The organism is Oleiphilus sp. HI0043, from assembly GCF_001634935.1.
The window spans coordinates 1-799 of sequence record NZ_LWEY01001586.1; the positions used below are offsets into that span (position 1 = coordinate 1).

The 799-nt window shown below is 42.9% G+C and carries 1 protein-coding gene; it reads left to right on the forward strand.

Translation table 11 applies throughout. The features are described 5' to 3' along the window. Nucleotides 1–755: hypothetical protein (locus A3729_RS33400; protein WP_068509743.1), on the forward strand; the 755-nt coding region annotated here is incomplete at its 5' end. Between the last annotated feature and the right edge of the window lie 44 nt (nt 756–799).

The following is a 799-nucleotide window of genomic DNA, read 5'->3' on the forward strand; positions in this document are numbered from 1 at the left end:
CAATGGTTGCCAGTGGCATAAGTTATAGCCGCCAACAAGCAATGAAAAAGCGCAAGCTTCGCATTAACAAACTAAGGCAACAAGCTGATGAGCTATTAAGCTACACCTCACTTTTATTAAAAATTGATGAAAGCTACGTACTGATCACCCAAGTTCAATCTTTAGCAGTGAACGCCTTAAAAGCAGCGCAGCAATTAGCCCCCGACGATCAATTAATTCTTTCCCACTTACGAACTCAAGAGGGAAAGTTACTAAACTTCAAAAGCGGACAACGAGAAAATAAAGTCGCCTGTTATGTCACCAGTGATATTGAACTGACCCAGGCACAAAGCCAAATCGGTCAAATCAGTAAGTTACTCGACATCTATCGCAATAAAGGCTCATTAACGGCGGCAAAGTGCCAGGAGCTGCAAATTCATCTGCAAACAGTCAAGGTCGAGCTCAACATAAATAGTAACTTATACCAGGCCGACAGCTTCGCTGAGGAAGGCGATATGACGATGTATCAGATGCATATCAAGCAAGCTCTGGACTTGCTGAAAAAGACCAGCATAGATAATGATACGAAAAACACCCGCATACGAGAGCTAAGCGAACTCCTGACCGAAGCAAAACGAACAAACCGTGTCGTAGGCGAAGGTAACTTGATCAAACCTCAAGCCAAGAAGGCAAAAAAGAAAAAACCGATCAGCGACTCAGCAGAAACGGAAACCAATCAAAACGAATGTACCGACACTTCAACTGAGCAAAAATAGAAGTAGTGAGTCGACTCAAGTAAATCTACCCCCTCTTAAAACAA